Source organism: Cohnella lupini (assembly GCF_003386205.1).
Classification (GTDB): Bacteria; Bacillota; Bacilli; order Paenibacillales; family Paenibacillaceae; genus Cohnella; species Cohnella lupini.
On the sequence record NZ_QRDY01000025.1, the window covers coordinates 30260 to 48963 of the forward strand.

11 protein-coding genes are annotated in these 18704 nt (G+C 52.8%); 7 read left to right on the forward strand and 4 right to left on the reverse strand.

Translation table 11 applies throughout. The features are described from left to right. Positions 1 to 45: 45 nt before the first annotated feature. The 4 genes from DFP95_RS25065 to DFP95_RS25080 all read left to right on the forward strand — a co-directional run bounded on the left by DFP95_RS25065 (position 46) and on the right by DFP95_RS25080 (position 11295). Positions 46 to 6093 (forward strand): Ig-like domain-containing protein, encoded by a 6048-nt coding sequence (locus DFP95_RS25065; RefSeq protein ID WP_115995422.1) that lies wholly within the window; start codon positions 46 to 48, stop codon positions 6091 to 6093. Between the two features lie 36 nt (positions 6094 to 6129). Then, complete coding sequence (locus tag DFP95_RS25070) at positions 6130 to 8697, forward strand: beta-mannosidase (protein ID WP_115995423.1); 2568 nt, start codon at positions 6130 to 6132, stop codon at positions 8695 to 8697. Positions 8698 to 8739: 42 nt separating this feature from the next. Beyond that, positions 8740 to 10185: an L-fucose/L-arabinose isomerase family protein gene (locus tag DFP95_RS25075; RefSeq protein WP_115995424.1), complete on the forward strand. Its 1446-nt coding sequence runs from the start codon at positions 8740 to 8742 to the stop codon at positions 10183 to 10185. A gap of 234 nt (positions 10186 to 10419) precedes the next feature. Continuing rightward, the gene (locus DFP95_RS25080; RefSeq protein ID WP_115995443.1) at positions 10420 to 11295 is read left to right on the forward strand and encodes a pentapeptide repeat-containing protein; all 876 of its coding nucleotides are present in this window, start codon (positions 10420 to 10422) and stop codon (positions 11293 to 11295) included. 5 nt (positions 11296 to 11300) lie between these two features. Here DFP95_RS25080 and DFP95_RS25085 read toward each other — a convergent pair whose 3' ends face one another. After that, a complete protein-coding gene (locus DFP95_RS25085; RefSeq protein ID WP_245987953.1) occupies positions 11301 to 12269 on the reverse strand; it encodes a helix-turn-helix transcriptional regulator in 969 nt (322 codons plus the stop codon). A gap of 80 nt (positions 12270 to 12349) precedes the next feature. On the opposite strand from DFP95_RS25085, the gene DFP95_RS25090 reads away from it, so the two are divergent. Further along, positions 12350 to 12829, forward strand: a complete 480-nt coding sequence (locus tag DFP95_RS25090) for a hypothetical protein (RefSeq protein ID WP_115995426.1) — start codon at positions 12350 to 12352, stop codon at positions 12827 to 12829. 30 nt (positions 12830 to 12859) lie between these two features. Then, positions 12860 to 13336 (forward strand): GyrI-like domain-containing protein, encoded by a 477-nt coding sequence (locus DFP95_RS25095; RefSeq protein ID WP_115995427.1) that lies wholly within the window; start codon positions 12860 to 12862, stop codon positions 13334 to 13336. A 131-nt stretch (positions 13337 to 13467) separates the two neighbouring features. Here DFP95_RS25095 and DFP95_RS25100 read toward each other — a convergent pair whose 3' ends face one another. Then, a complete protein-coding gene (locus DFP95_RS25100) occupies positions 13468 to 14379 on the reverse strand; it encodes a LysR family transcriptional regulator (protein WP_115995428.1) in 912 nt (303 codons plus the stop codon). 282 nt (positions 14380 to 14661) lie between these two features. On the opposite strand from DFP95_RS25100, the gene DFP95_RS25105 reads away from it, so the two are divergent. After that, on the forward strand, positions 14662 to 15060 hold the full coding sequence (locus tag DFP95_RS25105; RefSeq protein WP_115995429.1) for a nuclear transport factor 2 family protein: 399 nt from the start codon (positions 14662 to 14664) through the stop codon (positions 15058 to 15060). Positions 15061 to 15210: 150 nt separating this feature from the next. Here the strand turns inward: DFP95_RS25105 and DFP95_RS25110 are convergent, their stop codons facing one another. Next, positions 15211 to 16944, reverse strand: a complete 1734-nt coding sequence (locus tag DFP95_RS25110) for a cache domain-containing sensor histidine kinase (RefSeq protein ID WP_115995430.1) — start codon at positions 16942 to 16944, stop codon at positions 15211 to 15213. 8 nt (positions 16945 to 16952) lie between these two features. Further along, on the reverse strand, positions 16953 to 18521 hold the full coding sequence (locus tag DFP95_RS25115; protein ID WP_115995431.1) for a response regulator: 1569 nt from the start codon (positions 18519 to 18521) through the stop codon (positions 16953 to 16955). Positions 18522 to 18704 lie beyond the last annotated feature (183 nt).

Genomic DNA, 18704 nt, shown 5'->3' on the forward strand with positions numbered 1-18704 from the left:
TATTCAAACGTTCATAAATCCGATGCAAAGGGGAATCCGATTGATATGAATAAGATCAAGCTTGGATGGACCGCTATAAGCATTACTATGGTTTTATGCGTATTGATGATCGTTAACTATTCTCGTACGGCGCTAGCCGAAAGCGAGGAGGCGCCGGCGGGGGCGATTTACTTGGTGGACGAGAACTTCACGTTCCTCTCCAACCTCGTACCCGGCGAGAGCCAGCCTTCCGGTTGGGACATTCGCGCGGCGGGCGGCACGCTGGCAAGTCTGTACGCCGATACGCTGAAGGTCAGCGATACAAGTCCGATCCTTCCCGTATTGATGAGCCGTAAGTTCCCTTCCCAGGAGGAGGGGAGCGTCACGATGGAATTCCGTTTCAAGCCCTTGACCGTAATCGACGGCATTAAATGGCAGCTGTTGGACGGCAATACGGCCGGCCTCAGCATCGTTACGAGCGGGAGCAACCTCGTTCTGCAGACGTCCGGCGGAGGTTCGGTGACTTTGCAGGCGTACGTTTCCAACACGGAGTACGGGGTGAAGGCGATCGCGGATTTGTCGACCGGCAAGGCGGACGTCTATATTAACGGCGTTAAGAAAGCGACGGCGCAAAATTTGGCCAACCCGGTAGAAGCGCTGAATCGGTTTCAATTGACGACGGGGAGCGCCTCTACGGGCGACTTCAACTTCACTCCGCTCAAGATCTATAAAGGTTATGCCGTTAACGAGAGGCTGCTATCGGTCGCGAACGGCACCGTGCCCGGGGATTGGACGGCAACCCCTTCGGGAGGCACGATCAAGGTCGAGCAAATGTCCGAACAAGTTAACGGGACTACCCGGTATTACGTCATGTCCCCTAAGCCGGATATTTACAGCTTCAGGATGGATGCCGCGAGCGCTACGGGAGCGATGGGATTAGCCAAGAGCTTCCAACCGCTCGCGGGAGACGCGGTCGCGGAGTACAAGATCTTCGTTCCCGTCAAGACGAACGGCCTTGCCGCGGAGCTTAAGAACGGGACGGGTACCGTTCTTAAGCTCGTTACTTCGAATGGGAATCTGGCCTACCTCGATACATCCGGAAATCCGGTCAAGTTGTTGGAAGATTACAAGGCTAACCTGTGGTACAGCATCAGAGTGAAGCTGCGGTTGGCTTCGTCCGAGGCCGACATCTATATCAACGGCAAGCTTAAGGCGGAGGATGTCGGACTGGCTTCGGGAATCTCTTCGGTGGACGGTATCCGCTTCTCTACTTCCGCGGCCGATAAGGGCACGATGTGGTTAGACGACATTGTTGCGTATGCGGATAGCCCGTTGCCGTCGGACTACGTGCCGGCTCCGGTTAAAGTAAGTACCGGAGACCAGCTCGTCGGCGTACAGAGCTGCCCGATGTGGAGGGAAGGCAACCACTTGGGCTGGGATATGATCAATCCGTTCCCCGATCGGACGCCGCTGCTCGGTTTCTACGACGAAGGAAATCCCGAGACGGCGGATTGGGAGACCAAATGGCAGGCCGAGCACGGCATCGGCTTCCAGATGTCTTGCTGGTTCAGGCCGATCGGGGGCGAGAATTCCCCGATTAAGGATCCGTTCCTATCGTCCGCGTTGCATGACGGCTACTTCAATTCGAAGTACAGCGATCAAGTGGACTTCGCGATCATGTGGGAGAACTTGAACTCCAAGGCGGCCGACAGCAACGACTTCCGTAACAATCTGGTGCCGTATTGGATCGAGTATTATTTCAAGGATCCCCGTTACCTGAAGATAGACGACGATAAACCGGTGTTCACGATCTACAACTACGACCAGTTCGTAAATATGTCCGGCTCGATTGCCGGAGCGAAGGCCGATATCGTTTATCTTCGGAACGCGGTTATCGCGGCCGGCTTCGACGATCTGATTCTCTTGAACGTCTACAACGGCACGAACTCCCAAGACTTGATCAACCGCAGGACGGCCGGCTTCGATGCGGTATACGCCTATTCCTGGGGTTCGTTCGGCGGACATCCGGATTACCAGAAGCTGAAGCTGACGCTGGAGAGCGCGCCGAATGAACTGGACGTCATTGCCGGACTCAGCATGGGACGGGACGATACCGCTTGGGGGCTGAGCTCCGGGTATTACGCGAGCCCTTCGGAATTCCGTTCGCTCGCGCAGTGGACGAAGGATACGTATATCCCTTCGTTGTCTACGGACAATCTGGGCAAGAAGCTCGTCATGCTGGACAATTGGAACGAATTCGGGGAAGGTCACTTCCTCATGCCCGCGGGATTGTCCGGATTCGGTTACGTGGACGCGATTCGCGACGTCTTCGCGGGTTCCGCCAGCCATACCGATATCGTGCCGACGCAAGCTCAGAAGGACAGGATCGGCGTTCTGTATCCGGAGGGCAGAGTCGTTCCCAACCGGACGTTGACTCCTCCGGCATACTCGGAAGATGCCGTGAAGTCTTGGGAGTTCGATACGGCCGGAGACGCGGAAGGCTGGACCGTGCTAAGACCGGTCGATTCGCTAAGCGTCGCGGACGGCAGTTTGACGGCGACGTTCAACAACACGGATCCGGGCATCGTCTCCGGCGATCATCTCGGGATTAAGGCGGAGGATGCTCCATATTTGAAGATCCGAATGAAGAACAACGCCAACGATATCGAAGGCAGGGTGTTCTTCACGACGGAGCTCGACGGGGATTGGAACGAGACCAAAGCGATGGGCTTCTATGTCAATCCGCAGGACGACGGCTATACCGACTATTATGTGGAGATGTGGCGGAACAAAAGCTGGATCGGCAATATCCGGCAAATCCGGATCGACCCGGTCTCGGCGTTAGGGACGGTCGACATCGATTACGTCAGGGCGCTCGCGAACGACTCCACGGACATCAAGCTGTATATCGACGGCAAGCGGCAAGCTCTCAGCCAGCCTCCGCTCGTTCAAGACGGAGTCCCGATGGTTCCCGTGAAGGATATTTGGCTCCAGATGGGCGTCAAATCCGAATGGGATTCCGAGGCGCAGAAGTACATCGGCGTGAAAGGAAGCAGCATTTACGACCTGACGGTCGGCAGCTCGACGGCTCATCGAGACGGCGCTTCGATCTCGTTGGAACATTCGCCGTCGCTCCTTTCGAACGGTACGGTTCTCGTGCCTCTAACTTACTTCCGCGATGCCTTCGGAGCGACCGTCAGTTGGGAGGAGACAGAGGGGAAGATCCGGATCAGTCCCGCCGGATTGATCTGGCATTTCGAATTCGCGGACGGCTGGACGGCGAATGACCGGATCGCGGGCGGCGAAGTGTTGGGCGGCGTATTCAGCGGAAATTCATTAGGCGTATCGGGCGGCACGGAGCCTGCGATCGTATCGCCGGACAATCTGAACGCGGATGCCTCGTCCGTTAAGAGAATTCGCGTGAAGCTTCGCAACGGGACCGGCGGCAACGAGGCTCGAATCTACTATAAGGCAAACGGGGATACGTCCTGGAACGCCATGAAGAAGCTCACCTCTTATGTTCTTCCGAACGAACCGTTATTCCGCGAATACGTATTCGACGCGACGGTCGCGCCGGAGTGGACGGGGACGATTCAACAGATCAAGGTCGTGCCGACGCTGGAAACCGGTCCGTTCGTTATCGATTCGGTTCAGATGGATACGGCTCCCGCTCTGCCGATTCTAGGAAACAATCTGGTCGTCGATCCGGGGATGGAAGGCAGCGCGCTTCAAGCTCAGACGTATAACTCGGCGCTTGGATTAGACGTCTCTCAAGCCCATAGCGGCCATCAGTCGTTGAAAGTCGCCAAGCTAACCAGGTACAGCAGCGCGATGTTCAAATTGAACGGCGTCGTGCCAGGACAGGAGTACCGTTATTCCATCTGGGCTAAGCTGGCTTCGGCGCCTACCCTGAGCGAGCCTTTGCGGCTGTGTTTGCAGTATACGGTCGACGGAACGACCAAGCAGATTATCATGTACACCAGTCCGGGATTGAGCAACAACGCTTGGACGCAAGTGCAGGGGAATTATACGATCGCGGAGACGGGTACGGTGTCCAACGTCTACCTGTACGTCTATACCGAGGTCGACGCCAACAACCACGATTATTACGTCGATGACGCCGAAGTCAGACCGATCACTTATTCGGCGAGTCCGACTTGGATCGGTGCGACGGGCTTAAGCATGGATAGCTCTGCGACGGTCTATTATGGGAAAACGTTGACGCTAGTCCCGACGTTCCTGCCTTCGAGCGACGTGATCAATAAGGAAGTCGTGTGGACTTCGGATAATCCGGATGTAGCCATCGTGGACAACAACGGAATCGTATACGGAAAAAGCATCGGAACGGCCCATATTACCGCAATGGCGTTGGACGGCGGATTTACGGCGACTACGACGGTCACCGTCGCCCTTAGCCCGAGTTATCCGTCCAATGCGGTACTCGGAAGCAATCTGATCATCGATTCCGGCATGGAGGGGAGTACCGTGCCTTCGGCTTATTACGGATCGAGCGCGACGCTGACTCTCAACACTGCCGAGCATAGGAATGGCGCTCAGTCGGTGCGGGTGACCAAGACCGGCAACAACCGATTCGGATCGATGTTCCTCCCGACGGCGATCGAGCAAGGGAAGCTCTACTATTATTCGGTCTGGGGCAAGCTGAACGCCGCGCCGGTCAATCCCGCGCTGCTCCGAATCGGCATTCAGTATAAGCTGGACGGCGTCGGTAAGCAGAAGATTATGTTCAGCAGCACGGCTCTCGGCTTCGGCGGTTGGATTCAGGCGTCCGGCTTGTACGAGATTCAAGAAGCCGGAGTCGTCACCGATACGAGGGTGTACCTCTATACGGAGCAAGCCGACCCGTTGCAGGACTTCTACGTCGACGACATTGAGGTTCGCCAAGTATCGTTCGCGGCGACTAGCCTTAGCTTGAACAAGAGCGCGGTCACGCTTTCGATCGGGCAAAGCGAGACGCTGGAAGCCACGGTACTGCCGGCTAACGCGACCGACAAGAACGTCGTCTGGACGTCCGACCATCCGGCAACCGCAACGGTAGATTCCGGCGGAACGGTTACGGCCGTAGGAGAAGGCGTGGCCGCCATTACCGCGACGGCCGCGGGCGGGACTCTCTCGCAATCGGCGACGGTCTACGTAGACGCGACTCCCCCAGTAACCGTGGCGGCGTTGAGCCCGTCGGTTCCGGACGGTCCGGCGGGAACGTATATCGGCCCGCTGTCGGTATCGCTATCGGCAACGGACGGCTTATCGAGCGTTATGCAGACCGTGTACAGCGTGGACAACGGAACAACCTGGAACCCTTATGCGACGGCACTGGTTTTCGACAAACAAGGGTCATATACGTTGCAATACAAGTCGGTCGACCAGGCGGGCAACGAGGAACCGGCGCGCAGCGCGAGCTTCGTTCTCTCGGCGACCGCAACCTCCGTCGAATTGAGGGATAGCGCGGGTAACCCGTTAAGCGGAGGGATCGTCAAGTACTACGATGGAGCTTGGAAGGATTTGGGCGTTACGGATGCCGCGGGAAAGGCGACCAAGTCGCTGCCGGAAAGAAGCTATGTTTTCTCCATGACCTATCAAGGGGTGACGAAGCAGCTTACGCAGAATACGGCATCGAATCCGGTTATCGACTTCCGGACGGTTAAGGCAATATTCTTGCTGAAGGACAGCCAAGGAAATGAACTCGCGGGCGGCGACGCGAAGCTGTATACGGGCGGTTCCTGGCAGACGATCGGCACGACCGGCAGCGGTGAGTTGAGCAAGGAACTGTTCGCGGGATCCTATACGATCGGCATGACTTACGAAGGCGCGTACAATCAGAAAGCTCAGAACATCGGAGAGGATCCGGCAGTCGTCTTCCAGACGGCCAGCATCGTGATTCAGTTGAAGGACGCGCATGGGGCTCCGGTCGACGGAGGTATCGCTAAGGTGTACTCGGGAGGCAGTTGGAGGACGATCGGTACTACTTCTAGCGGAGAGATTCGCAAGGAATTGCTCCCGGCTACCTACACGTTCGGCATGACTTACGGAACGGCGCTCGCGAATATCGAGAAGGATACCGCAACGGGTCAGACGGTGGTCTTCCTATTGCCTTAATGAATTATCGGAACGTCACCAGAAGGGGAAACGGCAATGAAACGAGCGATTACGTTATCGGGAAAATGGAAGTTGCAAGGCGAAGGCGTGTCGGCGAAGGGTGGTCTGGCAAGGATCGATATCGATGCCGAGGTGCCCGGACACGTACATCAGGATTTGCTTGCCGCGGGTCTTATCCCCGATCCGGGTTACCGCAAGCAGGCGGACGATTGCGCTTGGGTCGAGCACTGGCGGTGGTCTTATCGTCGCGAATTCGAGGTAGAGCGCTTGGAAGCACAGCGTTCGGTGTTGGAGTTCGAAGGGCTGGATACGTTCGCGGATATTTATTTGAACGGCGCGCGTCTAGCGAGGACGGACAATATGTTCATCCGTTACCGCTTCGATGCGTCGGCTCTGCTCCGAACCGGAATGAACGAGCTCGAGGTCCGATTCCGTACCCTTGCGGAAGGGGTCGAGAATAAGCCGTACCCGGGTCGCGGCGCGGCGTTCACGAGCGAACGTCTCTACGTGCGGCGCATGCAGTGCACGTTCGGCTGGGATTGGGTCGGGCGTCTCGTCAGCTATGGCATCTGGCGGCCGGTTCGTCTCGTATTCGAGGACATAGCGACGATCGACGATCTCCATGTTTATACGAAGGCGATCGATGGACGGGGAGCGGCAGTCGGCTTCGCGTTGGAGGCGAGCTCGCGTACGGAGCAACCATTACGGGTCGAGGCTGCGATCGTCGATCCGGCCGGGCGCATCGTATGGCAGGCCTCGAGGAAGCTGCTCGGCGATAAGCTGGAGTTGACGGCGGATTTGGCTGAGCCGCAGCTTTGGTGGCCGGCGGGATACGGAGAGCAGCCGTTATACAAGGCGATCGCTAAACTCTATGGAGAAGCGGGCATCGTGGACGAGCGGGAGTGCGCGTTCGGCATACGGACGTCGCGAATCGAGCAGCTTCAAGATCGGCCTGGGAGCGCCGAAGCGCGGACGACCGACAGGCTGCGCGCGCTCGGCACGGAATGGGACGCCAATGGAGATCGACCCGGAAGCGGGTTCTCGCTCTTGGTGAACGGAGTTCCGATCTATTGCAAAGGAGCCAATTGGGTGCCGAGCGATCCGTTCCCGGGCCGAATCCCCGATGCGCATTACGAGAATCTTCTTCGTCTCGCAGGCGAAGCCGGGATGACGATGCTCCGCGTCTGGGGAGGAGGTATCTACGAATCGGAAGCCTTCTGGAACGAGTGCGACAAGCGAGGGATTCTCGTCTTCCAGGACTTCATGATGGCTTGCGGCACCTATCCCGAGGAGGACGAGGAATGGATGTCTTCGTTAGCCGTCGAGGTCGAAGGCGTTATTCGTTCTCTTCGCAGCCGGCCCAGCCTGATCTGGTGGAACGGAGATAACGAGAACGGCATGTTCGACGGCGAAGAGGATCCGGGCTACCCGGGAAGGACGATCTCCGAACGGATAACGGGACGGCTATGTGCGGAGTTGGATCCGAATCGACCGTTCCTGCCGACCAGCCCGTTCGGCGGCAACAAGAACAACTCGTTCACGATCGGCACCGCCCACTATACGGGGGCATTGCTGGAGATGTTCGACGTCTTCCGCGGGACGGATCTTCGCCATTACCGCTCCTACTTCGCAAGCTTGTTGAGCCGCTTCTGTCCGGAGTTCCCGATGTTCGGCACCCCGGAGCTCCATACGCTGAGGCGATTCATGAGCGAAGAGGATCTGAACGATCCGACCTTCGACATGCTGGAATATCATACGAAAAATCATCCCGCCTTGGTCGATTACTCGCTCTTCCGGGCGTTGCTTACGCTTGCCGACAAGCTGATGCCTCCGGCCGTCTCGACGGTCGAACGAATTCGGCGCATGTCTTACGCGCAGCACGAAATCACCCGGCTCGTCGTCGAGGTCTACCGGCGAAACCGGCCTTATACGGGCGGCATTCTGTTCTGGATGTTCAACGATTGTTGGCCGGCCAGCGGATGGAGTCTCGTCGATTATTACGGGTATCCGAAAGGCGGGTATTACGGCTTCAAGAAAGCCTCCCGTCCGGTCATCGCGTCGATCGAACGGCAGGACGAGGAAGGCCGATATGCGTTCTGGGTATGCAACGATAAGCCGAAAGCGATCCAGGGCAAGGGATTGCTTCGCGTGTTAAAGCTAGACGGTTCGATAGACGACGCTACCGTATGGACGCGAGAGTTCGACTTCGCTGTCGAGGAGGGCACCTCTTCGGTCGTCAAGACGCTTCCGTTGGAGGAGCTAGACGCTATGCTCGATAGCGGAAGCGTTCTCGTCATGGATATCGCCGGTCCTTTCGGGGAAGACCGGTATATTCATAACGCGGGGATCCCGGCCGACTTGGACCTTCAACCTTCCGGTGCGCGTATCGAGTCCCGGACGGAAGGGCCTGACGGAGGAAGCTTGATCGTTGCCGCCGACCGTTATGCCAAAGCCGTCCTGCTGCATGGCGAGTATGTTTTCTCCGACAATTACTTTGATCTGTTACCGGGAGAGCGCAGAACGATCGACTATCGAAGCTTGGCAACGAGAACCGGGGCGGATGCCGACGAAGATAAGGAAATAGAACTGATCAGTTGGAATTAGAAATTCATCACTATTACTATTCGTATAAAGGTGGAAACGGAAATGAGTATAGCGGCGTTCGCAAGAGCCAAAGCCCGCATCGGCGTCATCACGGTGGGACACGAGCCGTATTGGGGACAATTCCCGGGGCTACGGGAGGAACTGGAGGGGTACGGTCGCGAGTTCGAGCGAATGCTGATCGGCTTCGACGTCGAGGTCGTGTCGGCGGGATTCGTCGATAATCTGGACCGGTCGTTCGCGGCGGCCGCCCGGCTGAGAGCGTTGGACGTCGACTTCTTATTCGTCAATCTCAGCACTTACGTCACCTCGTCATCCGCGGCGACGGCCATATTGAATCTCGGAGTCCCCACCGTGTTGGTCGCCTTGCAGCCGCTCAAACGGTTGGACTACCGGAACACGACGACTTATATGCAGTTGGCTAACGATAACATTTGCTCGCTGCCGGAGATCAGCGGAGTGCTCGTGCGCGCCGGCAAGCCCGCGGCGGGCATGATCGTGGGAACGCTCCGCGACGATCCCCGGATCGCCGGCGAGTTGAAGTCTTGGTGCCAGGTCGCGAACGCCCGACGGGCGTTCAAGTACGCTCGGATCGGATATTTGGGCCATACTTACGAAGGAATGTACGATATGAATTCCGACCCGACCGCGTTCACGGCGGCGTTCGGCTCCCACGTCCAGATGCTTGAGATGTGCGACCTTGCCAAGCTGGTGAACGACGCGAATCCGAGCGAGATCGCGGACAAGATCGAAGAGATCAAGAGCGTATTCACGATCGCCGACCCGTTCATCGATCCGATTACGAGACCGATCAAGGAAGAGGACTTGGAATGGTCGGCCAAGGTGGCGGTCGGACTAGACAAGCTGGTCGCCCTGAACGGATTGACCGGACTTGCCTATTACTATCGCGGATTGGACAACAACGAATACGAGAGAATCGGCTCGAACATGGTGCTCGGCAATTCGCTGCTTACCGGCAAGGGAATCCCGCTCGCGGGAGAGGCGGATCTCAAGACTTGCGCGGCGATGCTGGTCATGGATCGGTTGGATGCCGGCGGCTCCTTCGCCGAGCTTCATCCGTGCGACTTCGTGGACGAGATCGTGCTCGTCGGACACGACGGTCCGCATAACGTCAAGATCAGCGACAGCCGACCGGTCATTCGGGGGTTGGATCTGTTCCATGGCAAGAGCGGCTCCGGCATCGGCGTGGAATTCAGCATTCAAGCCGGTCCGGTTACCTTGCTCGGAATTTCCCAGACCGCGGACGGCCGATACAAGATGATCGCCGCCGAAGGCGAATCGATCAAAGGCGAGATTCCGCAGACCGGCAACACGAATACGCGCTGCAGCTTCGATTGCGGCGTAGCCGACTTCATCGAGAGATGGTGCGCGGCCGGTCCGACTCATCATTTTGCGCTCGGCGTCGGTCACGTAGGCACTCAAATCAAGCGATTGTCCAAGGTGCTCGGCATGGAGCTGGAAATGGTCTGATGCTAGTTGTTCCTATGCAAGAGAAGGCGATGCAGAATAACTGCGTCGCCTTCTCTGTATTATGAGCAGCAAGACCTTATTGATTAGGGGAGGGGCGGGCCTATACGGCAAACAGATCGCGATAGCCTTTGGACTGACGGTAGCTAACAGGCAGAATGGTTGAACTAATCTTTAAAGTAGATGATAATTATTTGAGTCGCGATAATAGGTATTAAAGATTCAAAGGAAGTGAACATTTTGTCAAATCATCCAAACTCATTTGGCGACGCGAGTCGTGATAACCTTCGTGCTGATTGCGAGAAATGTTTCGGGTTGTGCTGTGTCGCACTACGCTTCTCAGCGTCAGAAGGTTTCCCGATCGACAAGGAGCCGGCACAGCCCTGCCTCAACCTAAAATCAGACTTCCGCTGTCGCGTTCACGAAAGCCTCGGTAAAAGAGGTCTTAAAGGATGTATAACTTTTGAATGCTTTGGTGCGGGGCAGAAAGTTTCCCAAGTCAGCTTCGCTGGACAAGATTGGCGGAACAGCCCTGATTCCGCGGATGCAATGTTCAAAGTGTTCATAATCATGATGCAGCTGCATGAATTACTTTGGTATCTGGAGGAAGCACTCACATTAAAGCCATCCGAACCTATTCACGCTGAGCTCCGTTCCATGCTTGATGAGATAGAACGCTTTACACACCTTAACGTTGGCTCGCTTATGGAACTGGACATCGCTGAGCACCGGGCTTCCGTGAACACGCTACTCCTGAAAACCAGTGAACTTGTTCGATCCGAAGCTCGTAACGGGCATACTGTCCTTCCGGGACATAAAGCTAGGTCAGGGCGTCAAAAGACCATTGGTCGCGGAGCCGACCTTATGGGTGCGGATCTTAGAGGAATAGATCTTAGAGGAGCCAACTTGCGCGGGGCATACCTTATTGCTGCTGATCTTAGAGGTAGTGACCTAAGCGGAACTGATCTTATCGGCGCAGATTTTCGGGATGCCGACCTGAGAGGTGCTGACCTTTCTAAAAGTATCTTTCTTACCCAGGCCCAACTCAATGCAGCGAAGGTAGATGGTTTGACTTTGCTGCCGCCATCGCTTAAACACCCATCACAGGTATAATTTCGTTACAATTTTGGAGGCACTCCTAAACGCTCTTCCAAAATCACGCGCAACTCATCGGGAATCCGTTCGAACTCGACACCTTTCCCCAAAAACAAAAGCCAATCCGCGTAATACGCCAGCGACTCAAAATCGGTCACATCCAGTTGAATACTGAAAACCCCGCTCGATTGAAACATCCCGGTGAATGACAAAATAATTCCCGGGGGATGTAGGCGCTTAAAACGCTGAATCCCGGTCGCATCAAGCTTCACGACAAGATTGGACTCACGGGCAAAAAGCAGTTTTTTGCTTATAATCTCTTGCTCTGACCATTTCAACTCCCGTTCAGAAATGGCCGAATCCCTCAACATCACAACGGGCAAATACCGAAACTCATTCGTATCAAGATCATAAACCTCGGCCAGCCACTGAGCGTTCGAGTTAAATATATGCAGCAAAAAAACGTCCATCAATTGCGGCCAGCCGGGACTCAGCTCATAAGTCAAGCGCAGGTGTTTATCCCGCACGGCAAGCGAAATCAGCTGGTTCAGTTCCTCGGGCGCCGCATCATCGAGCTCCAATAGATTCGGATTAGAAGGATTCGTATTTTCAAAAAGCAAGATATTATTGAGCTCGATTAGCTCGTCTTGCTGGGTTTGCGACGCGATGCCGATGAGTTTTTCAGTGATTGAGCGGCGATTATGCAGATAAGGCAGCTGCGAATTTTTCGAGGCGATAAAGCTGATGAAAATCGCTTTTAGCTCAACTGACGTGAATCGGACGGAGGGTAGATACTGATTTTGCAGGACATTGTATCCGCCGCCGCGACCAAGCTCAGTCGTAAGCGGAAAACCCATCGCCTGAATCTCGTTAATGTCGCGAATCGCCGTTGCGCGGGAAATCTTGAACTCCCGCTGAATTTCGGCAATCGTAAAACGCGCGCGGTTATTGATGTAGCGCATGATCAGGTTCACTCGTTCTGTTTTTTTCATAAATAAAAGGTATCACTTTTTGATACATTCTACAAATAGAATCAATCTTGTAAAGACAAACCCACGAAGGAGAGAACAAAATGTCTAACTACTCGATCAAAACAATCTCGGAAAACTACAAAATGACTGCTTACGGCGTTTCGCTTGAAGACTACAACGACTGGGCAGGTAATGCAGCAAAAACCGCGGCGAAAAAAGCTGAAATCACTGAAAACAACAAGCTTGCCGAACTTCTCGCGCTCGCGGACGGGCAAGAATACCAAATTAATTACGTCATCGACGGCAAGGCTTGGCGCGGCTTCGGCGTGATGGGCGAGTTCGACGCGGAAGGCGCCGACGTCCTCGATTTTCTCGCTGGCGACTATCTCGTCGTGCCTGGAACAAGCGCTGACAAAGACCGCCTTGCTGACGAAATCACCGGCAAAGTTTTCGGCGGCATGTTGCAAGGAATCACAGACTATAAGTACGTTGGTCCTGGTAACTCAACATTTGTGAAAACAGCTGATAACGGTGAATTCTACGGCGAAATGTGGCTTAGAGTAAAAAAAGTCGAAGGCTAATTCCGGAATATGAATATAAGGAGATCTCACATGGCCAATTACACACTGGAACACAAAAAATCATTCACATTGACCGCATATGGTTTTTCAATTCAATCGAATTTCCAAGACATGCCGGCTATGCAAAAGGAAAAAGCCGAGTTTTGGGGCGGGCTCAAAGCAGACGGGCGTTTCGATAAGCTCAAAAAAGCCGCAAAGGACGATCTCGAATGGTCCGTTAACGAGGTTTATCAAGGAAAACCGTGGAATTATTTCGCGGTAGCAGCCGGAAAAACAGTGACGGACGCAACGCGTATTATCGAGTTTCCCGAGAGCGAGTACATCGTGGTCGCAGGAAATGGCGACAAGGAAACTTTGTTCGATCAGCTGACTTACCGTGCTTTTGGCGAAGTCTTGTCCCAAATCACTGACTATGCTTACATCGGCGGTCCAAATGCGACGTATCGCAAAGATAACGGAGACGGCACATTCTACGGGGAATTTTGGGTGCCTGTGGTTAAAAAATAAGTTTCTGCCGTTACTTCAACAAAAAGAGCATGCCACGTGGCATGCTCTTTAGCTTTGTGCTGGAGTTCGAGTTGTTACTTAAACACTAAAAGGGATCCTTCTATTATGATGGGTGGATGGCCTTAATCGATTTATCCCAACGAGCGACCGGTTTGAACTTTGACCCGCTGAATTAGAGCCTGCAATTCTTTAATAAATAATTTCGCTGCTTGCCCCATAAATTTATCCGTTCGATAAATAATACAGATATCTTGAGTAGGCGTTGGTTTGAGCAGAGTCACGGCAGTGATATTCTCATCGTTGATATAATCTAGCAGCATTCTTGGGAGAATAGTTGCTCCTATTCCTTGATGGACCAGAGTTAGAAGCGTTGATAAGGTTGAGCTTACAATCGGATTGTTTATCACAATTCCTTGTTCTTGACAACAGGCTTGAATGACCTTGGACATTTGATGATCTGAACCGAACATTACCATCTTTAGATGCTGGAGTTGCTCGAATGGAACCGCCTTTGACTTTGCAAGGGGATGATCTGATCGAATGGCCAAAGAAAACTCCTCATGAAACAAAGAGACAACGGCAATACGGTCATCTGCCTTCTGTGGAACCGTGGTAACTCCAAGATCTCTTGTGCCATCAAGAACTTGTTCGTAGACATCCATGGTCTCCGTTACGCGTATCGATAGCTGAGGATACGTTCTATGAAGATCGATAAGCAAAGCGTCAAACAGTAAGTCGCCATCTCCAGGCAAAATGCCGATATCCAGCTTGCCGCCTTCGATCGTTTTAAGATCCGCAATTGCCTTCTTTGCATAGTCAACATGTTCAAATATGTTATGGCTCTGTTCGAGCAGGATCTTTCCTGCATCGGTTAACTTAATGCGCTTACCTATGCGATCAAAAAGAGGGAGGCCGATCTCGTTCTCCAGAAACTTAATCTGTTGACTCAGATTCGATTGTGTGGTGCAGAGGTTCTCGGCCGCCCTGGAGAAATGCATCTCCTTACATATCGCAGCAAAGTATTCAAGCTGTCGAAGTTCCATTGCTTGGTTCTCCTTCCGATATCCGATCATCCACTGCCATTATATCGGCTAAAACCTAACTTCATCAAACTACGAGTTATTGATTACCGAAACCGATCAATTGCATCGGAATTTCGTGATGGTTGCATGGAAGCTGGACATGTAAGCTAGAAATGTGGAAGGAACGATCCAATCAGGAGGAGGAACGAGCCAGCTCAAACGTATCAATTAAGTAGCGATAGTCTCGCGTAAAGAATGCGAATCTAGGTCTTCTTTCAATTTACCAAAGGAGAGACAAACGATATGAAAGCAGAGCATGTACTTAAACTTTATATTGAAAATTTGAATGACAAGGACAGTGCGTTAAAATATGTCCATAGTGAAGCAACGTTTATAGCAGGATATGATACGGAGTCGGACAGACATCACTTTTATGGAACTTATTGCGGTGTTGATGGCGTAAGAAAGCTTTTGTCCAAATTTGAGAAAGATCTAGATACCCAAGAATTTAAAATCGTTAAAATATTAGGCGATGATACATCGGCTTTTGCTTGGGGCAGATTTAAGCATCGTATTCGCCCTACTAATAAGCTATTCGAAAGCTACTGGGCGGTGATTTGCGAAGTTGAAGAAGGGAAGATCAAGTACTTCCGGGGCTTCGAAGACACGGGTGCATTGGAAGCCTCTTTTAAGATAGAATGACTTTTCTAGCAACAGTGGATGTCTCCTCAATAAGTAATGGAAGTGGAGCCATTATGTCCGCGCCGGATGAAGGTAAGGGTGGGCGTTATCTACCCGATTCTGAATGGAAGTATTATGACTTATCGGGTCAAAAAATAAGAGGTTCGTAGCTCACCCCAGAGGAATCGTAATCCTCACCTGGGTGCCGATGCCCCTTCTGCTGAAGATAACGACGCCGTAATCAGGGCCGTACGCAAGCTGCACCCGTTCATGGACATTGCGAATGCCGTAACCGGCTTCCATATGAGGCGCTAGCACTTGCTTAACCTTTTCTTCCGTCATTCCGGCCCCGTCATCCAACACCTCGAAGCGGATGCAGTCAATCGCTTTATAGAGGCGAATGATAATGTTAAGCGGATAATCGTCATCCCATATCGCATGGTTAATGGCATTTTCCACGAACGGCTGCAGCATCAGTTTCAAGGTTTGGTGGTGATAGAGAGCTTCGTCTACCTGCCAATGTACGCGGAACAAATTTTCGAACCTCATGTGCTGTATGGCAACATAATGGCGGGTAATATCCAGTTCCTTCTGGATCAGAATATTCCGCTTGCCCTTGTTCAGCGAGGTCTTGTAGAAATTGGACAGATGCGACACGATACGGCCGATTTCGTGATCCTGAGAACGCATGGCATGCGATGAGATAATCGACAAGGTGTTATAGAGAAAATGGGGATTGATCTGACTCTGAAGCTCATACAGCTCGGCTTCCTTCTTCATAATTTCCTTCTTGTATACCTCATTGATGAGCCCATTAAGCCTAAGCTTCATAGCATTGAAGGCGTCCGCAAGCAACCCGATCTCATCCCTGCTCTCGCTCTTGAGTTCGAAGTTGAAGTCCTCGCTCTCCACTCTGCGGATGAAGCGGTAAAGGGTCAGAAACCGGTTGGAGAAGTATTGCGCGGTCAAAAAAATAAGGATAATCGCCAGAACGAAGCTCAAGGCGGATATCCACAGCATCCGGTTCGTAGCCTTCCGGGCATCGGCGAGTACATGATCGATCGGAACGACGGATACCGTCTTCCAACCGAGCTTCATGCTGTTGAATACGACAAGGGATTCTTGTCCGTCGATATCGATGGATGTCGTTCCTACTTCCTCGCCTTCCCATGGACCCTCTCCGATAATAGCGGATAATGGCGTTGAAATAAGCGACTTGTCCGTAGTGGACAAGATGATTCCGGCGCTGTTCACGATATAGATATCCTTCTTGAATGTTTCTTTCACAATAAGCGAGTACAGAACGTCTTCTTTCACATCGATCGTCAGAATGCCGTAAGGATAGTGCAGCAGATGGTTGTTGAGCAGCCGTGCCAGCGTGAAGACGGATTCGTCTTTGCTGTTCTCCGTTACGATGCTGTAGACGGCGTCCCCGTAAGATTCGGTTAAATCGTCGTACCAGCTTTGAGCCATAAGCGGTTCGTCGATATATTTAATAAAAAGACCGTCGCTGGGAATGGTTTCATTATACGGATATAACGTAATGGCATGAATATCCGCGTTGTTCGCCATAACTCCATATAATAAGTCGTTGATATACTTATAAGCTTCCACATACTCTATGCCGCGGGTGTAGACATGAGACAGATACTCCTTCAAAGTCGTGTCCATATAGAGCAAGCTGGAGATTTGCTTGAACGTTTCAAGGCGGTTCTCGATATTGTTGTTGATTTGGTTGTTCATCGTGTACATATTCTCGTGGGTCTGTCCGATTAATTGCCTCTTGGTGACATTATAAGAATAGATAGAGAAGAATAGCAGTGGGATCACGGATGCGAATAGAAAGAATACCAGCAGCTTTCCCCTGATCGGCAAGTTCAAGAAGAACATCTTGATCGTATGCATAGGTTGTCTCACAGCCTTAAGAGTTGATTGCGGTACTGATTAGGCGTAAGACCTCTTTTCTTATGGAAAATGGCGCAGAAATGGGAGGCGTTCTCATATCCGACCTTGGTTGAAATCTCATGTATTTTGAGGGAACCGTCCTGCAGCATCTCCATCGCCTGATCCATCCTTACTTGAGTGACGTACTCCAGTACGGTATAGCCGGTATATTCCTTAAAGATCGTCCGCAAATAATTGGGAGACATATAAACCTGCTCCGCCAAGTAGTCAATCGATAGGGGCCGGGCATACTCCCGCTTAATCAGCTCTTTAAGCTGCCTGATCAAGGGTGTGTGCTTTTCCCCTTCCACGCCGGCAACCGCCTTGATCAACTGCAGGACAAACTGACTTATCGTATGCTCCATTAACGGAATACTCTCAATGATGGATAGCTTATGCAAGAGGGTTGTTTTGTCTGCAACTCTCCCTTTCAGGACGGTATGGGGTTGGACATGAACGGCGTAGAGCTGGTCGAGCAGCTCTAGACACGCTTGTTCTACCGGCCCGATACTAGGGTTCGTTACATTCGTATGCGCTTTCACGAATTCGCTTATCCAGAGCTCCGCCTCTCGAAGCCTTTCATGCAGGACATGGGAGAGGAGAAGCTCGAACGCTGGAGGCTGCATCGGTTCGGGATTGGATTCCGGATTCGCGGAGCCATCGTCCGCGACTATGAAATGGCCTGCTCCGTTCAGCAATACATGGCGGTTTCTTGTCTGCAGCAGCTTCCGATAGACGCTCGGCAACTCCTCCAGCCGGGATTGCCGGGAATTGGAGCAGAAAGTGATCCAACGAGTGAAGACTCCAAGCTCCTTACTCCATTCCAGCATATCCTGCAATGGCGCTTTGACGCTGAGGACAAGGTGCTGGCGTTCGTTGACCGAGACGATAAGAGCATCGTGCGTTTCCGCAAGCCGCTCGATCCGGCGACCGATGTCCTGGGTAATGGATAGGCCGTTCTCGATAACCTTCGTCAATGTCGGAAATTCATCTATCGTGATTAAGGAGAAGGAATACGCTCCCGAGGAGGAGATTAACGGCTCAAGCCCGAGGCTGCGGATTTCCGCGGCTATCGTCTTGAGCGCTTGAGGATGTTTCTCATTGAGCATTTCCTTGATATACTGGATCGCCAGCGCGCGGGAGGACAGCTTGACCCGCTGCTCTTCCATACATTTTACCTTAACCTTCTTCATAAGCTTGCGCAATTCTTCGACATCCAGAGGCTTTAACAAATATCCGGAAGCTTCCACCTGAAGCGCGGCCTTCACGTAGGAGAAATCATCGTATCCGCTGAGGAAGATGATCTTCAGGTGCGGCAGTCGTTCCCGCATAATGTCCGCGAATTCCACTCCGTCCATGATCGGCATCTTGACATCCGTAATGACAATGTCAGGCAGTAGCTCGCCCACTTTGGAAAGCGCTTCCTTCCCGTTCTTGGCGGTGCCTATCACTTTGAAGCCCATCTCCTCCCAAGGCACGTATTTTTCCAGCGTGTCAAGTTCAAAAGGTTCGTCGTCCACCAGAACGATTTTATACATTTCCGAACCCCCATTGATGGTTAGTGGTTAGGCTTCAAGTATCCCATCTAGACGAATCTTATGTCAATTAACTCCGATGTAAGATCGTTCGTTTCCGTTATGAATCAGAGGAACTCGTTATGGATTATCCCTCCCCGCTCCCCCAATAATAGAGTCAGGCGGTCGGCCTTAGAGAAGGAGGGG